The sequence below is a fragment of the Nonomuraea polychroma genome (assembly GCF_004011505.1).
GTDB lineage: Bacteria > Actinomycetota > Actinomycetes > Streptosporangiales > Streptosporangiaceae > Nonomuraea > Nonomuraea polychroma.
The window spans coordinates 2442168-2458973 of sequence record NZ_SAUN01000001.1; the positions used below are offsets into that span (position 1 = coordinate 2442168).

11 protein-coding genes are annotated in these 16806 nt (G+C 72.2%); 4 read left to right on the plus strand and 7 right to left on the minus strand.

The window, feature by feature from the left end; all coding sequences use genetic code 11:
• Positions 1 to 24 precede the first annotated feature (24 nt).
• On the minus strand, positions 25 to 987 hold the full coding sequence (locus EDD27_RS10875) for a succinylglutamate desuccinylase/aspartoacylase family protein (protein WP_127932293.1): 963 nt from the start codon (positions 985 to 987) through the stop codon (positions 25 to 27).
• Positions 988 to 999: 12 nt separating this feature from the next.
• Positions 1000 to 2139: an N-methyl-L-tryptophan oxidase gene (solA, locus tag EDD27_RS10880; protein ID WP_127932294.1), complete on the minus strand. Its 1140-nt coding sequence runs from the start codon at positions 2137 to 2139 to the stop codon at positions 1000 to 1002.
• 230 nt (positions 2140 to 2369) lie between these two features.
• Between solA and EDD27_RS10885 the strand changes: the two genes are divergently transcribed.
• The gene (locus EDD27_RS10885) at positions 2370 to 3107 is read left to right on the plus strand and encodes an IclR family transcriptional regulator (RefSeq protein ID WP_206641346.1); all 738 of its coding nucleotides are present in this window, start codon (positions 2370 to 2372) and stop codon (positions 3105 to 3107) included.
• Here the strand turns inward: EDD27_RS10885 and EDD27_RS10890 are convergent.
• The 4 genes from EDD27_RS10890 to EDD27_RS10905 are packed head-to-tail and all read right to left on the minus strand — an operon-like array spanning position 3082 to position 9747.
• Positions 3082 to 4068 (minus strand): D-2-hydroxyacid dehydrogenase, encoded by a 987-nt coding sequence (locus EDD27_RS10890; protein WP_127932296.1) that lies wholly within the window; start codon positions 4066 to 4068, stop codon positions 3082 to 3084. The genes EDD27_RS10885 and EDD27_RS10890 overlap by 26 nt on opposite strands.
• Before the next feature lie 5 nt (positions 4069 to 4073).
• Entirely contained in the window at positions 4074 to 5522 is a 1449-nt protein-coding gene (locus EDD27_RS10895; RefSeq protein WP_206641348.1) for an NAD-dependent succinate-semialdehyde dehydrogenase, read from the minus strand.
• Positions 5522 to 8491 carry an FAD-binding and (Fe-S)-binding domain-containing protein gene (locus tag EDD27_RS10900; RefSeq protein ID WP_127932297.1) on the minus strand — a complete coding sequence of 990 codons (2970 nt, stop codon included), beginning with the start codon at positions 8489 to 8491 and terminating at the stop codon, positions 5522 to 5524. The genes EDD27_RS10895 and EDD27_RS10900 overlap by 1 nt, the downstream gene beginning before the upstream one ends.
• A complete protein-coding gene (locus EDD27_RS10905) occupies positions 8488 to 9747 on the minus strand; it encodes an aspartate aminotransferase family protein (protein ID WP_127932298.1) in 1260 nt (419 codons plus the stop codon). The genes EDD27_RS10900 and EDD27_RS10905 overlap by 4 nt, the downstream gene beginning before the upstream one ends.
• 163 nt (positions 9748 to 9910) lie before the next feature.
• Here EDD27_RS10905 and EDD27_RS10910 point away from each other — a divergent pair, with 163 nt between their 5' ends.
• The 3 genes from EDD27_RS10910 to EDD27_RS10920 all read left to right on the plus strand — a co-directional run bounded on the left by EDD27_RS10910 (position 9911) and on the right by EDD27_RS10920 (position 14986).
• Positions 9911 to 11566 (plus strand): PucR family transcriptional regulator, encoded by a 1656-nt coding sequence (locus tag EDD27_RS10910; RefSeq protein WP_127932299.1) that lies wholly within the window; start codon positions 9911 to 9913, stop codon positions 11564 to 11566.
• 87 nt (positions 11567 to 11653) lie between these two features.
• Positions 11654 to 13165 carry an ABC transporter substrate-binding protein gene (locus tag EDD27_RS10915; RefSeq protein ID WP_127932300.1) on the plus strand — a complete coding sequence of 504 codons (1512 nt, stop codon included), beginning with the start codon at positions 11654 to 11656 and terminating at the stop codon, positions 13163 to 13165.
• A gap of 27 nt (positions 13166 to 13192) precedes the next feature.
• Positions 13193 to 14986 carry an ABC transporter permease subunit gene (locus EDD27_RS10920; RefSeq protein ID WP_206641349.1) on the plus strand — a complete coding sequence of 598 codons (1794 nt, stop codon included), beginning with the start codon at positions 13193 to 13195 and terminating at the stop codon, positions 14984 to 14986.
• 283 nt (positions 14987 to 15269) lie between these two features.
• On the opposite strand, the gene EDD27_RS10925 is transcribed toward EDD27_RS10920, so the two are convergent.
• The gene (locus EDD27_RS10925; RefSeq protein WP_127932301.1) at positions 15270 to 16799 is read right to left on the minus strand and encodes a gamma-glutamyltransferase family protein; all 1530 of its coding nucleotides are present in this window, start codon (positions 16797 to 16799) and stop codon (positions 15270 to 15272) included.
• Positions 16800 to 16806 lie beyond the last annotated feature (7 nt).

Sequence of the window (16806 nt, forward strand, 5' to 3'; positions counted from 1 at the left end):
GGATGGTCGCGGTTCGGGGAGTGGTCAGGCGGGAGCGGCGGTGGCGGCCAGATGCGCACCGCGGACGACGGTGAGGCCGTTCATGCCATAGATGATCGTTCCGGTGGCCGTGGCGGTGACCTTGTGCTCTGCGCCGTCGACGGGGTCGACGATCCGGCCGATGGCCTGTCCTTCGGTGACCTCGTCGCCGGTGACGGCGTCGGGATACCACAGGCCGGCCGCGGGTGATTCGACGTCACCCGTCCACACCCATTCGCGTGGCGTGGCCGTCGGCGCCGGGGCAGGTCCCTCGATGGCCCCGAGGTGGTTCAGCAGCCGGTGCAGGGCGTCCAGCAGGGTCCGCACGGTGGCCGGGTCGCGGTCGCCGCGCTGGCCGGTCTCGATGAGGACGGCGGGGATGCCGAGGCGGTTGGCGGCGGCGTGGCTGTTGCCGCCCTCGGCGGAGCGGCCGAACACGACATGCTCGTAGCCGACGGCGTGGGCCATCGCGCGGTTCCTGGCATCGAGGGCGTCGTCCCCGGTGAGGCGGTAGCCGACGAAGTCGAGCAGGGTCTCGTCGATGCCGCCGCTGTGCAGGTCGGCGTAGGCGTCGGCGCCGGGGATGAGGTGCTCGAACAGCCATGCGGCCATCCGCTCGGTCGGTCCGCCGGCGGGGTCGCCGGGGAAGACCCGGTTGATGTTGACGCCGTCGAGCGGCGAGACGTTGAGGCGACCGCCGTAGACGGCGGGCGGGTTGGCGACGGGGCAGATCGCGATCCGGCCCACCACGTCGTCGGGCTGGAGCCGGGCCGCGAGCTGAGCGGCGGCGGCGATCCCGGCGAACTCGCCGCCGTGGACCCCGCCGGTGATGACCACGGTGGGGCCGGGACGGGAGCCGTGGATGAGGATCAGCGGGACGTCGGCGGTGGTCGTGCCGAGATCCACGGTGACGGTGCCGCTGGTCTTGGCGCCGGGTTCGGCGGTCAGGGTGGCGATGGTCCAGGTCATCTCATACCTCGTTCAGGCGGCCGTGCGGCCGAGGGTCGTCATGAACTCGATGGGCTGGGAGGAGGTGCCGTCCAGCGCCAGGTCGGCGGCGATGTCGCCGAAGGCGGGCGAGAGCTTGAAGCCGTGGCCGGAGAACCCGGCGAGCAGGATCACGTTCTCGTCGCCGGCGCCGGGCAGCGGGCCGACCAGCGGCCGGCTGCTCTCGGTGTAGCCCTCCATGTAGACGGACAGGCGGGTCGGGTCCGGGTGCAGGTCCGGCAGGTGGCGGCGGAGCAGTTCGGTGAAGATCTCCAGTTCCTCCGGCTGGACGGTGCGGTCCAGCGCATTCGGGTCGCCGGCCGGGCGGTGCAGGTCGCGCGAGAGCCCCACCTTGACGGAGACGCCGTCCGGGGAGGGCAGGCCGTAGCAGTGCGTGGGCGCCGTACGGATGAAGGCGGGGCGCTCCTCGCCGAACCAGGCGTCGGTGGTGGGCACGTACCAGGCGCTGATGAGGCGGCGGATGTCCACCTCCCACGGCAGGTGGGGGAGCAGGTCGTTGACCCAGGGGCCGACCGTGACGACGACCGCGTCGAAGCGCTCGCTGCCGGAGTCGGTGCTGACCTCGACCCCGCCGGCAACCCGGGTGATCTCCCGCACCGGTGTGTAGCGGTGGATGCGGGCGCCCAGCTGCTCGGCGCGGCGGGCCGCGGTCTGCACCGTCAGCTCGGGCCGGATGAAGCCGGCGCGGCGGTCGAGCACGGCGGCGTCGCCGTCCTCGAGGTGGTACTGCGGGAAGCGCTTGGCCAGCGTCTCGGCGTCCAGCACCTCGTGGTCGAGGTCGTGCTCGGCGATGGACTGCAGGACGGTGGCCATCTGCTGATGCTCGGTCGGCCCCATCAGCAGGCATCCGGTCAGACGGCGCAGCTCGCGGCCGGTCTCCTGCTGCAGCTGCTCCCACAGGGCGTCGGCGTGCTTGAGGAGCGGGACGTACCGGGAGTCCTCGAAGTGCGCGCTGCGGAAGATCCGGGTCTCGCCACCGGCGGCGCTGCGGTCGTGGCCGGGGGCGAACCGGTCGTATCCGACGACCTCGGCGCCGCGGGCCGCCAGCCGCCAGGCGGCCTGGCTGCCCATCGTTCCGACGCCGACGACCGCGACACGCTTCGTGGCTGCCACAGGGGATTCCTTTCAACGGATGGACACCGGGCGTTGACCGGCGCTCCGGGGCTGGATTTTGATTCGGGAAGGGCCCGCTTCGTGTGGCGAGCCTCGCATCTGCCGTGCCACATTGTGGAACGCCGTGCTACTATTCGGCATTATTAAGAACCGACGGTTTCCCCGTCAAGAGGGTGTGTACGTGTGGTTACCTGCTATTTACCTTGGGAGATCTTGTGGAGATGAAGAGCGTGACGCGCAGTCTCCGGGTCCTGGAGGCCGTGGCGCAGATGCAGCCGGTCACCGTGGGGGAGCTGGCCAAACACTTCGATCTCCCCAAGTCGACGGTGCAGCGCACACTGGTGACGCTGCACGAGGCCGGATGGCTGCGCGCCAGCCGCGGCGACACGACGCGGTGGGAGATCGGCGCGCGGGTGCTGGCCGTCCGACCGGCCGCGCTCCAGGGCTCCACCCTGTTCGCCGCCGCGCGCGAGCCCATGATGCGGCTGCGTGACGTGGTCAACGAGACGATCCACCTCGCGGTGCCGGACGGGCTGCAGTGCATGGTCGTGGTGGACCGGGTCGACAGCGACCGGGCGGTGCGCACCTTTCACCAGATCGGCGACACCTCTCCGCTGCATGCCACCGCGGCCGGCCGTGCAGTGCTCGCTCATCTGAGCGCGGGCGAGGTCAACGAATTGGTCGCGCGCGGACTGGAGAGCTACAGCCCGACGACCGTGACCGATCCCGACGAGCTGCGCGCCGAGCTCGGGCAGGTGCGGCGTGACGGGTACGCGGTGAACCGCAACCAGTACCGGGCGGACGTCTGCGCGATCGCGGCGCCCATTCTGGAGGCGGACGGCACGCCGCTCGCCGCGGTGGCGGTGTCCATGCCGGACTCGCGCTTCGACCCGGACCGGCTGCCCGAGCTGGGCCGCCTGGTCTCCGAGACGGCAGCGGAGATCACGGCCCGCCGGCTCGGCCACTGACGTACCCCCGTTCCTTGTCCACGACGTTGCGCAGCGGCCGGCCGGCGAGGTAACGGCGCAGGTTGTCGAGAAACAGCTCGGCCTGCGCCGCCCGCCAGCCGTGCACGTCGCCCGCCATGTGCGGCGAGACGATCACTCCGGGCAGGTCCCAGAGCGGCGAATCGTCCGGCAGCGGTTCCTCCTCGAAGACGTCCAGCGCCGCCCCGGCGAGCCGCCCGCGACGCAGCGCGTCCACGAGCGCGTCCTGGACGACCAGCCCGCCGCGGCCCACGTTGACGAGCCGGGCGGTGGGCTTCATCGCCCGCAGCGCCCGCTCGTCGATCATCCCGCGCGTCTGCGGGGTGAGCGGAGCGGCCAGCACGATGTAGTCGGCCTCTCCGAGCGCGGCGAGCAGCTCGCCGCCGCCGTACACGGTCCCGAAGTCGGGATCGCCGGAGCGCCCGGTACGGCCCGCGCCACTGACCCGCAGGCCGGCGGCGCGCAACTGGCGGGCGATGGCACGGCCGATCGGCCCCGTGCCGGCTACGAGGACGGCCCGGCCGCCGATCCGCTCGCTCTCCCGCCATCGCCACTCGCGCCGCCGCTGGTGGGCGAGGGTGCCCGGTAGGTCCTTGGCGAGGGCGAGGATCAGGCCGAGGACGTACTCGGCGATCGCCTCGTCGTAGATGCCGCGCGAGTTGGTCAGGGTGAGCCCGGAATCGCGTACCAGCGCGTCGAACAGCACGTGCTCCACGCCGGTGGCGGCCACATGGACCCAGCGCGGTGCGAGCGCCGGGTCCGCCGGCCAGGCCCGCACGATGCCGGTGAACCCGGCACCGCCCACAAGCAGCACGTCCGCGCCCGGCAGGGCGCCGGCCAGACCGTCCTCGCCGACGTGGCGGACGTCGGCGAGCGCCTCGACGCGTTCCGGGTGCGGCAGCGGCGTGCCGTCGTGCAGGGCGACAAGGAGAGGACGGCCCATGGCGCTCATACCGGCACGGCCAGGTACTTGTAATCGAGGAACTCCTCGATGCCGACCCGGCCGCCCTCCCGGCCCAGCCCCGACTGCTTGACACCGCCGAAGGGCGCCGCCGGATTGGACACCAGGCCGGTGTTGAGTCCGACCATGCCCACCTCCAGCCGATCTCCGACGCGCAACGCACGGCTCAGGTCCCGGGTGAACACGTAAGCGACCAGCCCCCACTCGGTGTCGTTGGCGGCCCGTACGACCTCGTCCTCGTCGTCGAACGTCAGTACGGCCGCCACCGGCCCGAAGATCTCCGTGCTCGTGAGCCTGGAGCCCGGGTCGACGCCGGTGAGGACGGTGGGTGGGTAGAAGCAGCCGGGACCGGCCGGGGTCTCGCCGCCGATCAGCACCTTCGCGCCGCGTTCGACGGCGTCGGCGACCAGGTCGGCGACCTTGGCCCGGCCCGCCTGGTCGATGAGCGGGCCGACGTCGACACCGGGCTCCGTGCCCGGCCCCACGACCAAGGACCCCATGCGCTCGGCGAGCCGTGCCGCGAACTCGTCCGCGACGGAGGTGTGCACGAAGAAGCGGTTGGCGGCGGTGCACGCCTCGCCCATGTTGCGCATCTTCGCCACCATCGCGCTGTTCACGGCGGTGTCCAGGTCGGCGTCGTCGAAGACGATGAACGGCGCGTTGCCGCCCAGTTCCATGGAGGTGCGCACGACGGTGTCGGCGCACTGGGCCAGCAGCGTGCGTCCCACCTGTGTGGATCCGGTGAAGGACAACTTGCGGATGTGCCCGCGGCGCAGCATCGGCTTGATCAGCTCGCCGGCGTGGGAGGTGGTGACGACGTTCAGCACGCCGTCGGGCAGGCCGGCCTCCCGCAGGATGGCGGCCAGCGCCAGGCTCGACAGCGGCGTCTGCGGTGCCGGCTTGAGCACCATCGTGCAGCCTGCGGCGATGGCCGGGCCGATCTTGCGCGTGCCCATGGCGAGCGGGAAGTTCCACGGGGTGATCAGCAGGCAGGGCCCGACCGGGCGGCGTGAGAGCAGCATCCGGTTGCGGCCGTCGGGCAGCGTGCCGTACGCCCCCTCGATCCGTACCGCTTCCTCGGAGAACCAGCGGAAGAACTCGGCCGCGTAGGCCACCTCGACGCGCGCCTCCGCGAGCGGCTTGCCCATCTCGGAGGTCATGAGCATGGCCAGCTCGTCGGTGCGAGAGATGATGATCTCGTACGCCCGGCGCAAGATCTCGCTGCGGGTGCGCGGTGCGGTGCGCGCCCATTCTTCTTGCGCGGCGACCGCCGCCTCCTCGGCGCGCCGCCCGTCCTCGGGGCCGGCGTCGGCCACGTGGCACAGGATCTGGCCGGTGGCGGGGTCGTCGACGGGCATGGTGGCGCCGGAGGCGGCATCGGCCCACTGGCCGGCGATGAACAGCCGCTTCGGCACCCGTTCGATGGGTGAGGACATTATGAGCCTGCCTTTCGTTCAGTTGTTGTGTCTGTCTGCGTCTCCGGGCCCGGGTCGAGCAGTTCCGCCAGGTGCAGGGCGGCGATGCCCCGGTCCGCGCCTAGGTGCTCGACCTGGGTGGCGCAGCCGAATCCGTCGGCCACCACCACCCCGTCGCGCAATTCGTCCAGCTTGGGGCGCAGGGCCAGGTCGGCGACGGCCATGGAGGTGTCGTAGTGCTGGGCCTCGAAGCCGAAGTTGCCCGCCAGGCCGCAGCAGCCCTCCGCCTCGGCGACCTCCCGTACCCCGAAGCGGCGCAGCAGGTCACGCGGCCGGTGCCCGGGGAACTGGGCGTATTCGTGGCAGTGGGTCTGCAGGACGACCCGGCCGGGCAGCGGGGGCGGCTCCCATCCGGCCGCGGCGAGTTCGTCCAGGGCAGCGGTGAGTGTGTGGACCCGGCGCGCCACCCGCTCGGCGGCCTCGGTGCCGAGCAGCCTGGGGAGATCGTGGGCGAGTGCGGCTGCGCAGCTGGGCTCGGGTACCACGATCGGCAGCGTTGCGTGCGGACCGCTGGAGCTCGCGTCGAGACGCGCGACCGTGCGCTCCATGACGCGGCGCGCCACGGCCAGCTGGCCGGTGCTGATCCAGGTCAGCCCGCAGCACAGTCCTGCTTGTGGCGCGGCCGGCACGCCGGCGGCGGCGAGAACCCGGGAGGTGGCCGCCGCCACGCCTGGCCGGAACGCCGCGGTGAAACTGTCGATGAACAACACCGCCTCGGGCTCCCGCGCGCCTGGGGGAGTAGCGGCGAGGGCGGCGCGCAGGGCCTTCCGGGGGGCGAACGCGGGCAGCCGTCGCTGCGGCGCGATGCCGCCCAGCCGGGTCAGCAGCCGCCCGGCCGGGCCGCGTAGCAGCGCGTTGACCGGCCCGGCCGCCAGGGTGGCCACACGCGCGGCCGCGGGCAGCCAGCCCAGGGAGTAGTGAGCACGGGGCCGCGGCCGGCCGCGGTAGTGCCGGTGCAGGAACTCCGCCTTGTAAGTGGCCATGTCAACGCCCGTGGGGCAGTCGGTCGAGCAGGCCTTGCACGACAGGCACAGGTCGAGCGCGTCACGCACCTCCCGCGAACGCCAGCCGTCCGTGACGGTCTCGCCACGCAGCATCTCCTGCAGCACGCGCGCCCTGCCACGCGTTGAGTCGCGTTCGTCCCGGGTGGCGCGGTAGCTGGGGCACATGACGCCGCCCGCACTGGAACGGCAGCGGCCGACGCCCACGCAGCGGCGCACCGCCCCGGCGAAACCGTCGCTGTCCTGCGGGAAGAGCGTCAGGGTCGGCCACGCCCGCGCGCCGGACGGCGTGTCGAGCGCCAGGTCGGCGTCCAGCGGCGCCGGGGCGACGATCACGCCGGGGTTGAGCAGCCCCTCCGGATCGAAGACCCGCTTGACGGCCGCGAACAGCTCCAGCATGCGCCGCCCGTACATCACTTCCAGCAGCTCGCCGCGGGCGCGGCCGTCGCCGTGCTCTCCCGACAGAGTGCCGCCGTGCCCGGTGACCAGCGTCGCCGCCTCGCGCAGGAACCGCCGCGCCGCCGCCCTGCCGCCGTCCGTGGACCAGTCGAAGTCGATGCGCACGTGGACGCAGCCGGCTCCGAAGTGCCCGTACAGCACGCCGCCCAGCCTGTGCGCCGCCAGCAGGGCGCGGAAGTCTCGCAGGTAGGCGGCGAGGTTCGCCGGCTCGACGGCCGCATCCTCCCAGCCCGGCCACGACTCGCCACCGTCCACCAGGCGGGCGGCCAGACCGGCGCCGTCCTCGCGAACCCGCCATAGTGACCTGCGTTCGGCGTCGCTCTCCACCACCCGACCGGCCACCAGCCGCCCGCGCGAACGCAGTACGTCGAGCAGGTCGCGGGCCCGCGCCGCGACCGCCGCCGTCACATCGGGCGCACCGCCGTCACCGCCGTCGCCGTCTAGTTCGACGTACAGCCAGGCACGCCCGTCCGGCAGGCCGGTGACCGAGCCCGGGCCACGACGGGCCCGCATGGTGCCGACGATGGCCTCGTCCATGCCTTCGACAGCGGTGGGAGACCAGTTCAGGATCTCCGGCACGTCCTCGGCGGCGGCGACCACGTCGTCGTAGCCGAGCACGAGCAGGGCGGTGGCCGAAGGCTGCGGCACCAGGCCCACGGTGGCCCCCGTGACCAGCACGCAGGTGCCCTCGGTGCCGACGAGAGCACGGGGGACGTCGAAACCGCGTTCGGGCAGCAGGTGCTGGAGCTGGTAGCCGGAGACCTGCCGCGGGATGCGGCCGAGCTCGGTGCGGATCGGCGCGAGATTCTCCTCCACGAGCCGCCGCAGGTCCTTCTCCAGCCGCGCGATCCGCTCGCCGTCGGCAGGGTCGGCGGCACGCAGCCCGCCGCGCTCGGCGTACGCAAGGACGCCGTCGGCCGTCACGATCTCCAGGGACTCCACGTGCGCGCTCGTGCGTCCGTGCCGGACCGACCGGTTGCCGCACGCGTCGTTGCCGATCATGCCGCCGAGGGTGCAGCGGCTGTGCGAGGACGGGTCGGGGCCGAATGTCAGCCCTTCGCGTGCGGCCAGCGCGCGCAGGTCGTCCAGGACGACACCGGCCTCCACACGGGCGGTGCGCGTGCGGGGGTCGAGGTCCAGGACGCGGCGCATGTGGCGGGAGAAGTCCAGTACGACGCCCGGTCCGACGGCGTTGCCGGCCATGCTGGTCCCGCCGCCGCGTGCGGTGACGGGTATTCCGAGTTCGTGGCAGGCCCGGACGACGGCGCGCACGTCGCCGGCCGACCGGGGGAAGGAGACGGCCAGCGGCGGCACCCGATAGTTGGAGGCGTCGTAGGCGTACTGCGCGCGCCGGCCCACGTCCGTCTCCACATCCAGCCCGGGAGCGGTCCGCCCGAGCACATCCAGCAGCTCTCGGGCGGATGCGGGCCGGTGGGACACGCGCGAGGCGTCGCCGGGCCTGCCGGTCATCTGCCGGACACTCCGGCCCGCACCGCCGCGCTCCAGGCGCGGAGGCCCTCGTCCACTCCCGCCTCGTCGATGACCAGCGCCGGGATCATGCGCACGACGTTGTTCCAGGCGCCGCACAGGAGCAGCAAGAGTCCTTCCTCGATGGCGGCCTGCTGGACGCGGGCGGCGATCTCGGGAGCGGGCCGGCCGTCCTCGGTGACGAATTCGCTGGCCAGCATCAGGCCCAGCCCGCGCACGTCGCCGATGCAGGAGTGCTCGGCGGCCACCTCCTCCAGCCCGGCGCGCAGTCGCTTGCCCATGGCCTCGGCGTTCTCCACGAGGCGTTCCTCGCCGACCGTGCGCAGGGTGGCGACGGCGGCCGCGCAGGCGACGGCGTTGGCGCCGTACGTGCCGCCCTGCGACCCCGGCCAGGCACGGCTCATGAGCTCTTCGGAGGCCGCGATGCCGGACAGCGGGAAGCCGCTGGCCAGGCCCTTGGCTGTGACCAGGATGTCCGGGGCGACACCGAAGTGCTCGTGCCCCCAGAACCGGCCGGTGCGGCCCACACCCGTCTGCACCTCGTCCATGACGAGCAGGAACCCGTGCCGGTCCGCCCGTTCCCGCAGCCCTTCCATGAAGGCGCGCGTCGCCGGGACGTATCCACCCTCGCCGAGCACCGGCTCCACGACGACCGCCGCCGTGTCGGCAGGCGAGGAGATCGTCTGCAACACGTAGTCGAGCTCCTGGAGGGCGAAGCGGGTCGCCGTGTCCTCGTCCCAGCCATACCGGTAGGCGGCCGGGAACGGCGTGACCACCACGCCCGGCATCAGCGGCGCGAACCCGGAACGGAAACGGGTGCCCGACGTCGTCATGGACGCCGCTGCCACGGTCCGGCCGTGGAAGCCGCCATGACAGACCACGATGTTGGGCCGGCCGGTCGCCTGGCGGGCCAGCCGCAGCGCGGCCTCCACCGCCTCGCTGCCGGAGTTGGTGAAGAACAGACTGTCCAGCCCCGCCGGGAGCACTTCGCCCAGCTCGGCGACCAGCTGCTGGAGCGGCCGGTGCATGACGGTCGTGTACTGGCCGTGGATGAGTGTCGCCACCTGCTCCTGGGCAGCGGCGACCACCCTGGGGTGGCAGTGGCCGGTGCTGGTGACCCCGATGCCGGCGGTGAAGTCCAGGTAGCGACGGCCGTCCTCACCGTACAGGTGAACTCCCTCACCACGGACCGCCACCACGGGGGTCGCCTGGCGGAGGTGCGGCGACAGATTGGTCATACTCGTCTCCCAGACTGCTGGTCGTCGGTCGCGTTGGCATCCGAGCATCGCCGAGCCGCAATGGCCGGACAACGGATGATGTGTCCGCCCCGCGACCCCTCTCTGGACGAAGTGTCAACCTGCCGTTTCAGCACGTCACCCGGGTCACGTACCGTGAGGAGCCATGACAGGAGCACCGCATCAGGTCCCATCGCCGGCCGCGGCGCCGGTGCGCGGCCGCGTGCTCACCGTCGCCGATGTGCTTGCCCTTCCCGTCTTGGCGGCCGGCCGGCCCCAGGTGGTCGCGGGCGAGTCACAGCTCGGGCGCTCGGTCCGCTGGGTGCACATCACCGAGCTGACCGACCCGGCCTCCTTCCTCAAGGGGGGCGAGCTGGTCCTGACCACGGGCATGCCGCTGCCCCGCGAACCGGCGCTGGTGCGGCGCTACGTCGACGAGCTGGCCACGGTCGGCGCCGCCGGTCTCGTTCTGGAACTCGTCCGGCGCTACCACCGCCCGCCCGAGGAACTGGTGCGCGCATGCAGCGCACATGATCTGCCGCTGGTGCTGCTGTCCAGGGACGTCAACTTCCTGGAGGTCACCCAGGTCGTCCACGAGCTCCTGCTCGGCAACCAGGTGGAGACGCTGCGCCGGACACAGGAGATTCACGAGACGTTCACCGGCCTGACCTTGAGGGGCGCCGGGGCCGCAGAGGTGATGCGCGCCGCGGCCGAGATGAGCGGCCGGGCGGTCGTGCTGGAGAACCAGGCACACCAGGCGCTGATCTGCGAGCCGTCCGCCCGCACCGTGGAGGAAGTCCTCACGGATTGGGAGCGGCGCTCCCGCGCGACGCCGCCGACCGACTCCGCGGCGGTGAGCGGTCCCGAAGGATGGCTGGTGTGCCCGGTGGAGTACCGAGGGGAGCGCTGCGGGCGCGTGGTCATGCTGCCCGACCGCACCGCCGTGGAGCCCGCCTTCGCCGAGGTGGACACGTCGGTGCTGGAACGGGCGGCGATGTCCCTGGCGATCTCCCGCCTCATCCACCCGGCGGCCTGGGAGCGCGGAGCGCACCGCGGGGCCCTGCTGGATCTGGCCGAGCAGCGTTACCGGACCGCGGGCGAGGCAGCGGTCCGCACGGCGGCGCTCGGCCTGCCCGCCCGCGACTGCCGGTACGTCGCGGTCCTCGTGGACCTGCCCGGCGACGAGTTCCGCGTGAGCGTCGCGGAACTCGAGGAAAGCCTGGTGAAGGAGGTCACGGCGGCCGGCGTCCCCGCGCTCGTGGGCGAGCTGGGCGCCGGACGGATCGGTGTGCTGGTCGGGCTGCGGCACACCAAGCAGTGGAGGCCCGCGGTCGAGCTGATCGGCCGCGCCGCCCTGGAACTGGCCCCGCAAGCGGTTGTGAGCGTCGGCTCGGAAGTGGCCGACCTCTCCCAGGCCGCGCGGTCCTTCCGGGACGCCTCTCATGTCGCGGAATCGGCCCTGCCCGGCACGTCCTCCCGCAGGCCTTACCACGAGCTGTCGGACATCGGGCTGCGGCAGCTGCTGTACGCGCTGCGCTCGGACGTGCGCCTCCAGGGCTACGTGGAGCGCCAGGTGGGCCGGCTCATCGACTACGATCACCGGCACAACACCGACCTGGTGTCCACGCTGCGCCACTACCTGGACGCCGCAGGCAACAAGACGGTCGCCGCCCAGGCGGCGGATCTGTCGCGGCAGACGCTCTACCAGCGGCTGCACATCATCGAACGGCTGCTCGGCTCCGACTTGGAGTCCGGGCAGCGGCGCACTGAGCTGCACGTGGCCCTGACGGCCCTCGACGTCCTTCGCCTCGGCTCCCGCTGAATGGCAGGGGTCGGTTGAAAGCCAAACAGTTAAGTTAGGCTAACCTTATTTCGATCAATTCGGACCAGGCACCACAGGACTACTCTTATGCGCACAATCCCCCTCCGCCTCGCCGCGGCGCTCCTCCTCACCCCGCTACTCGCCGGCTGCTTCTCGGATGGCTCCGCCGGCAGGGGCGGCGCCCGGTCCGAGCAGCGCATCAGAGTCGCCCTGGCCGTGCCGCCGGCCCAGGCCCTCTCCCCATACAGCAACGACGCCACGGTACTGAGCAAGCTCTCCGTCGTCGAGGGCCTGACCAGGCTCGACGCTGACGGCACCGCGAAGCCCGCACTCGCCGCTTCCTGGAAACAGACCGACGGCACCACCTGGACCTTCCAGCTACGCGACGCCCGATTTCAGGACGGGACGAAGGTCACCGCCGAAGCCGTCGCGAACGCCCTCGCACACGCCTCCGACGCCGAGCCGGCACCGCGCGTGCTGAGCGACATCCAGCTGACCGCCAAGGCGCAGGACGCCCACACCGTGGTCCTCACCACCGGCACCGTCGACCCCGTCCTGCCGCTGCGCCTGGCCTCTCCCGCCCTGGGCATCCTCTCCCCGAAGGCGTATGGATCCAACGGTGCCGTCAGCCCGATCGGTGCCGGCACCGGCCCCTTCAAGATCACCAAGCTCGGCGGCAAGACCCAAGCCACCCTTGACCGCTTCGACGGCTACTGGGGCGGCAAGGCCAAGGCCGCCGGCATCGACGTCTCGTGGATCGCCGACGGCACCGCTCGCGCCAACGCCCTGCGCGGCGGATCGGTCGACATCGCCGAGTGGATCCCCACCTCCCAGGCCAAGCTCCTGGCACCCGGAACCCTCCACGAGGTACCGTCCACCCGAACCGACAGCCTGCTGCTCAACACCGGCAGCGGCGTCTTCCGGGACGCCGCGATGCGCGCCGCCGCCCGCGAGGCCGTCGAGCCCACCGCGCTCGTGGACAGCGTCTTCGGCGGCTACGCCGACGCCGCCCAGGGACTGTTCGGCCCCGCCATCTCCTGGACCCGGGACAAGCACGTCACCGTCCAGCACGTCGTGAAGGCCGCCACCGCCGAGCAGGTCAAGCAGCAGACCGGCGGCACAGCCATCACACTGGCCACCTACACCAATCGCACCGAACTGCCCGAGGTCGCCAGCGTGCTCCAGCAGCAACTGGAGAAGGCCGGATTCACCGTGAAGCAGGACGTCCGTGAATATTCGCAGATGGAGGCCGATCTGCTCGCAGGGAAGTACGACGCGCTGGTCTTCTCCCGGGTGACGCTCCTCGACACCGGCGACCCCGTCGCCTACCTGGCCAGCGACTACACCAGCAAGGGCTCCTACAACATCACCCGGCTCGCCGAACCGGCCGTCGACCGGGCCATTTCGGCCGCGGCCGCATCCAGCGCCGGCACGCGCCAGGACAAGGTGATGGCCGCCGAAGCCGCCGTCCTCTCCACCGGCGCCGTCGTACCGCTCGTCCACGAAAAGGTCCTGCAGGGCGTCTCCACCGACGTCGAAGGCGTCGTCCTCGATCCGCGCGAGCGCTCCCTGGTAGGCCTCGACACCCGGCTGAAGTAGCCGAAGCGGTCACGAGAGCGCCCCCACGTGAGCGTCACCACATCCGACTCGCGGCTCCGCCCGCCGGCCCCGGGCCGGTCCCGCGGCTCCGGCGGCCGTTGGGCCGGGCTGTTCGGCGCGCTGTTCGCCGGCGCCGGGCTGCTGACCGTCATCGGCCTGCTGCCCTGGATATCCGGTACGGATGTGGCGCTCACCGTCCTGCGTGCCCGTTCCGGCGAGCAGGACCCATCCCCCGAGGCACTGGCCGCCGTACGTGAACAACTCGGTCTGGACGCCGGTCCGGTGGCGGCCCTCCGCCACTGGCTGGGAGCTCTGGTACGTGGCGACGCGGGGACCTCCTGGGTCTCCGGCGAGCCGGTGGCGCCCGCCCTCGGCACCGCGCTCGGCGTCTCACTCACCCTCACCTCGGCCGCACTCGTGGTCACCCTCGCCGTCGCCGCGATGGTCTGCGCCCGGACGCTGTGGTTGGGCGCCCATCGCCGGCTCACCCGCAACAGGGCCGGAATCGGCGCGGCGGTGGTGGCGGCACTGCCCAAGTTCCTGCTCGCGGCCGTGCTCTCCACCGTCCTGGGCGTGCACCTGGGCTGGTTTCCGCCGTACGGCTGGGAGGGGCCGTCGTCGATGGTGCTGCCCGCGCTCGCCCTCGGTGTGCCCTCCGGCGCGATGATCGGCGGACTGCTCGACCAGGCGCTGCCCGCCGCGTTCCGTGAGCCCTGGACCCGTGCGGCGACCGCCAGTGGAATGCCGACTGGCTGGATCATGCGTGCCGCGCTGCGCCGCACGGTGCCCGGCGTACTCCCGCAACTGCTGCCCACCGTGGTGAGCCTGGCCGGGGGCGCGGTCGCCGTCGAGAAGATCTACGCCATTCCCGGCCTCGGCATGCTCACCCTCGATGCCGCCATCGCGCAGGACCTGCCCGTTCTGCAGAGCGGAAGTCTCGCGCTCATTCTGCTCGGCACCGGCGCGGGACTGCTCGTACGCTCGGCACGACGCGCCATGCTCGGCCCCGCTCTACGCGAAGGGGCGCTGCCCTCGCTGCCCCTGCCTGGCATGGACACCGGCCGCGCGCTGGCGGCCGTGGCCGTCGGGTGCGCCCTGCTGCTCGCCACCGTCGTCGCGCTCGGGCTGTTGCGTGACCCCATCCAGGTCGACACTGCCGCGCGGCTGCTGGCGCCCTCGTACGAGCATCCGCTCGGCACCGACGCGCTCGGCCGTGACCTGCTCGCCCGGCTCGGGCACGGCGCACTCCGCACCACGGCGCTGGCCTTCGCCGTCACCGCCGTCAGCCTTGTCCTCGGTGTGCTCGCCGGACTGGCGCGCCAGGTCACGGCCGGGCTGACCGACATCGTGTCCACCTTGCCGGTGATACTGGCGGGCCTGCTGGTCACCGCCGTCACCGGACCGTCGGCGCTCGGCGCGGCGCTGGCCGTCTGCCTCGTCGGGTGGAGCCCGTACGCCGCCCAGACCGCCGCTCTGTTGGAGCAGGAACGCGCCGCAACGCACATGGCCGCCTCCGTCGCCCTGGGGGCGAGCCGCCGCCACCTGATCCGGCGTCATCTGTTGCCCGCCCTGGTCCCGCCACTGCTGCGCAACGCCCTGCTGCGGCTGCCGACCGTCGTCCTCGTCCTCGCCTCCCTCGGCTTCCTCGGGCTCGGCGAGCAGCCGCCCACACCCGAATGGGGGCGGCTGCTGTCGGAGAACCAGTCATACGCGGAGCTCGCGCCATGGACGGTTCTCGGCCCGGCCGTCGCACTCTCCCTTCTGGCAGTGCTCGCCGTCGCGGCGACCGCACTGCTGAGTCGCGCCGGCCGACGAGCCTGAACCCTCTTCTCCGACCTGTATCGCACGTCGGCTTCGCCTCAAGTCCGTCGGATTCTTCGACCGCAATCCCTCGCTGGACGTGCCACCGCCGGCAGGCCATGACACGGCGCCTGCACAACGCGCGCCGCGCACACAGCCGGGTCGTCAACGTCATGGGTGATCACGCGAGCCGGCGCCTGCCCTTCGACGCGAGGTCCTCACCCCCGGCATCGGTGATGGAGGGCGACTGGGCGGCCGGCTGGACCCACGGTGTTGCGCGGTACTGACCCTGTCCCGTGTCGCCTCAGGATATGTCGGCTTGGAAATCCTCGGGTACCAGCGAAACCATGGCGGAGGCGCCATCGCAGCGAGGATCGCTCCCCGCCGAGGTGGCACCCCCGACGACCTGTGCGTGGCCGACCCATTCTGATGCCGGCGGCAGCGAGACGATCCGCGCGCCGGTCGCGGTCAGAGCTGCGATGGTCCGCGGGGAGAGATCCATCTCCAGGCTGATCGTGTCCTCCGGCTGGCCCGCTTCCATACCGCCGACGACCCAGCGGGGCGCGGCCACCGCGTCGGCGGGTTGTTCCCCGTCGAGCAGCCGTAGCAGCACTTGGGTGAGGATCTGGGGTTGGGCCTTGCCTCCCATCGTGCCCATCGACCAGGCCAGCCGTTCTTCCTGGGTGACCATGACCGGCATCAGCGTGTGTGCCGGACGCTTGCCCGGCGCGATGACGTTGGGCGAGGCGGCGTCGAGGGAGAAGAACGCCCCGCGGTTGTGCATCACTATGCCGGTCGAGGGTTCGAGCAGCCCTGCGCCGAAGCTGTGGAAGAGGCTCTGGATCAGCGACACCGCGTACCCTTCGCTGTCCGCGGTCACGACCGCGACCGTGTCGCCACTCGCCCTGCCGGTGATGGCCGGCCCGGCCGCTTCGCGGGAGGGGCCCAGCAGCAGGGCGTCCACGTCGATCTGCGCGAACCGGGGATCGGCCAGATGGCGGTTCCTGTCGGCGATGCCTCCGTGGAAGATCGCGGCCAGTTGTCCGGCGTCCTCTCCGTGCGGGTCCGTCCTCTCCAGTGCGGCCAGCGCCTGCAGCAGCAGGAAGCCCTGTGTGTTGGGCGGGCTCGTGTACACGTCGAACCCCCGGAAGGCGCGGTGGAGCGGATCGGACTGCTCGACCTCGTAGGCGGCCAGGTCGTCCAAGGCGATGGGGACCGCCAGCGCCTGCAGGCCGGCGACCAGCCGCTTGCCCAACGGCCCGCCGTACAGCACCTCGGGGCCCTGAGCCGCGATCTCCGCGAGCGTCGTGGCCAAGGCCTCCTGGCGCAGGGTCTCGCCGACGCGTAGTGACCCGAAGACGGTCCGCATCCCAGGGTCGGCGGCGATCAGATCTCCGGCCTCGGCTATGGCCGCTGCCAGGCCCGGAACGACAGGAGTGCCTTCCGCATGGCGTATGGCGGCGGCGAAGTGGTCGGGCCACGTCAGCGCGGCACCGGAGGCGTGCAGCGCGGCATAGCCTGCGACCGCGCCGGGCACGGTGATCGTGTCAGGCCCGGACACGGGCATCTGGCCGCCGTGACGCGAGCTCAGCGCCGCCACGTCGGTGCCGGCCGGGGCGGGACCGCTGGCGTTGACGCAGGAGATCCTGCCGTCCGGGGATCTGATCAGAGCGATCAGATCGCCGCCGAGTCCGGTGTTGTGCGGATAGACGACGGTGAGCGTCACGGCGGCCGCGAGCGCGGCGTCTACGGCGTTGCCGCCGCGTGCGATCGCCTTCTTGGCTGCGGCGGTGGCGAGAACGTGCGGGCTGGCGATGGCGCAGTGATAGGTCATGGCACTT

Coding starts and splice junctions, on each gene's coding strand:
- EDD27_RS10910 (WP_127932299.1), top strand. CDS start 9,911: ATGACAGGAGCACCGCATCAGGTCCCATCGCCGGCCGCGGCGCCGGTG.
- EDD27_RS10895 (WP_206641348.1), bottom strand. CDS start 5,522: ATGTCCTCACCCATCGAACGGGTGCCGAAGCGGCTGTTCATCGCCGGC.
- EDD27_RS10915 (WP_127932300.1), top strand. CDS start 11,654: ATGCGCACAATCCCCCTCCGCCTCGCCGCGGCGCTCCTCCTCACCCCG.
- EDD27_RS10900 (WP_127932297.1), bottom strand. CDS start 8,491: ATGACCGGCAGGCCCGGCGACGCCTCGCGCGTGTCCCACCGGCCCGCA.
- EDD27_RS10875 (WP_127932293.1), bottom strand. CDS start 987: ATGACCTGGACCATCGCCACCCTGACCGCCGAACCCGGCGCCAAGACC.
- EDD27_RS10925 (WP_127932301.1), bottom strand. CDS start 16,799: ATGACCTATCACTGCGCCATCGCCAGCCCGCACGTTCTCGCCACCGCC.
- EDD27_RS10905 (WP_127932298.1), bottom strand. CDS start 9,747: ATGACCAATCTGTCGCCGCACCTCCGCCAGGCGACCCCCGTGGTGGCG.
- EDD27_RS10890 (WP_127932296.1), bottom strand. CDS start 4,068: ATGGGCCGTCCTCTCCTTGTCGCCCTGCACGACGGCACGCCGCTGCCG.